This is a genomic window from Fundidesulfovibrio sp. (assembly GCF_058402725.1).
Genome location: NZ_JBZVFJ010000305.1, coordinates 1 through 1,993 on the forward strand (window position 1 = coordinate 1; position 1,993 = coordinate 1,993).

Sequence of the window (1,993 nt, forward strand, 5' to 3'; positions counted from 1 at the left end):
ACGCGCGGGGGCCGCTGGAGCGCTACGGGGCCAGGTTCCTGATCTCCGGCGAGGTGAAGGGCCAGCGCCCCATGTCCCAGCGCCGCGACGCCCTGGACGTGATCAGCCGTGACGCGGGCGTGCGGGGCCTGCTCCTGCGGCCCCTGTGCGCGCTCACGCTCAAGCCCACGCCCATGGAGGAGTCGGGCCTGGTGGACCGCGAGCGCCTGCACGGCTTCAACGGCCGGGGGCGCGGGCCGCAGCTGGCCCTGGCGCGCAGGCTGGGCGTCACGGCCATCCCCCAGCCCGCCGGAGGCTGCCTGCTCACGGAGCGCGAGTCGGTCAAGCGCTACCTGCCGGTGCTGGCGCACCATCCGGCGCCAACGGCGGCGGATTTCGACCTGGCGAACCTGGGCCGACAGTTCTGGAGCGGCCCCCGCTGGATGGCCATGGGGCGCAAGCAGTCCGACAACGAGGCCCTGGCCGTCCTGGCCCGGCCCGGCGACATCCTCCTGGACGTGGAGGGCTTCCCGAGCCCCCTGGGCCTGGTCCGGGAGCTGCCGGGCCGCGTCTGGAGCCCGGCGGAGCTTGCCGACGCGGCGGCGCTTCTGGCCTCCTACTCGCCCAAGGCCGTGGCCTCGGGCCTGGAGGTGGCGGTGCTGGCCGCGCGCGGCGGCGAGGTGCAGCGCCTGACCGTGCGCCCCGCGCGGGAATCGCGGACCGGGCTGGCCGAGCCGGACTGGGAGGCCCAGGCGGAGGTGAAGCGCAGGCTCTTCGGAGAGAGCCGCGAGGACGACCATTGATCCGCGCCGGGGCGCGCCGCCCGGCAGGGAGCTGAAGGCCTTGGCCCCCGCGCCTGTCCCGGCGGCCTCAGCCGACAGGGTGGTCGCTGCCGCGCCGACCTCCCCGGCGATTTCAGCGCCGACGGATTCCCTGTCGCATCCGGCCCACCGGTCGAGGCCGACGCCTCCGGCGGTCCCGGGGGCGCGCTGGCCGGTCCTTGCGGCCTTCGCGGCCCTGGCGGCGGTCTACCGCGCGTGGTCGCTGGCGTTCCCGCTCCAGCAGGGGCGGGATTTCCACACCTACATTTCCTACTTCACGCAGTTCTTCCGGGAGGCCCCGGCGGACCACCAGCTCATGCTCTTCCGCACACCGGGCGCGCCGCTCTTCTTCGGGCTATTGGACCGCCTGGGCGGCCCGGCCCTGGTGGACGCGGGGCTCTGCGCGCTCTACGCCGCGAGCCTCGCGGCCCTCTTCGCGGCCGCGCGCAGGGCCTGGGGCACGGCCCTGGCGGCGGGCCTGCTCGGGCTCCTGGCCCTGCTGCCCTCCTACAACTGGGCCTGGCACACGGTGGCCACCGAAAGCCTCACCGCCGCCGGAGCGGCCTTTTTCGCGGCGGCCCTGCTGGGAGCCATCGCGCGGCCCGCCCTGTGGCGCTGGGCCGCGTGCGGGGCGTGGGCCTTCGCGCTGGTCATGGTGCGCCCTTCCAGCCAGCTGGCGGCCGTGGCCTGCCTGGCGTGCCTGGCCGTGCCGGGGCTCCCGGCGCGCCGACGCCTGACCCTGGGCGCGGCCATGCTGGCGGCGTACTGCGTCCTGACCGGGGCCTGGATGGTTCACAACGGGCTGCGCTACGGCGAGTTCGCGGTGTCGCGCGGCGGCGCGGGGCTCATGCCCGGACACCGGGTGTTCCTCTGGGACCGGCTCATGGCCCCGGGCAACGGCCCTGCCTCGGCGCGCCTGGCCGAGGCCGTGGCCGCGGACCTTCTGCCGCGCCCGGAATACCGGGCCAAACAGGTGGACCTGGAGCTCTTCTTCGCGGCGGGGGACGAGAACATGTTCGCGGACCTCCTGGCCCTCTCGGACCGCGCCTTCGGCTGGGAGAGCAACTTCGCCGTGCTCCGGCGGGCGGCCCTGGAGGGCGTGGCGGCCCGCCCCCTGGACTACCTGGCCGGGGTGCGCGACACGCTCTGGCTGGTCTTCTCCGTGAGCGAGGCGGAGGCGCACGAGCGCATCA

Annotated in this window: 2 protein-coding genes; both read left to right on the top strand. The window is 75.4% G+C overall.

Annotated elements, in window-relative coordinates; genetic code table 11:
* Positions 1-782 (top strand): tRNA(5-methylaminomethyl-2-thiouridylate) methyltransferase (locus tag ACV4UX_RS19015; RefSeq protein WP_491594848.1); only part of this gene is annotated, 782 nt, incomplete at its 5' end.
* A gap of 40 nt (positions 783-822) precedes the next feature.
* On the top strand, positions 823-1,993 hold a 1,171-nt coding region (locus tag ACV4UX_RS19020), incomplete at its 3' end, for a hypothetical protein (protein ID WP_491594849.1).